At 52.9% G+C, this 225-nt stretch carries 1 rRNA gene; it reads left to right on the forward strand.

Going from position 1 to position 225, the window contains the following annotated elements:
- Positions 1-225: ribosomal RNA gene (locus tag QCD69_RS22695) — 23S ribosomal RNA — on the forward strand; the annotation flags it as partial.

The following is a 225-nucleotide window of genomic DNA, read 5'->3' on the forward strand; positions in this document are numbered from 1 at the left end:
ACAGCGAGGATGTTGGCTTAGAAGCAGCCATCATTTAAAGAATGCGTAATAGGTCACTGGTCGTGTCGGCCTGCGCGGTAGATGTAACGGGGCTAATCCATGCACCGAAGCTGCGGCAGCGACTCTATGTGTTGTTGGGTAGGGGAGCGTTCTGTAAGCCGGCGAAGGTGGCCTGTGAGTGCTGCTGGAGGTATCAGAAGTGCTAATGCTGACATAAGTAACGAT

It is taken from the genome of Erwinia sp. PsM31, assembly GCF_030433775.1.
GTDB classification, from domain to species: Bacteria; Pseudomonadota; Gammaproteobacteria; order Enterobacterales; family Enterobacteriaceae; genus Erwinia; species Erwinia aeris.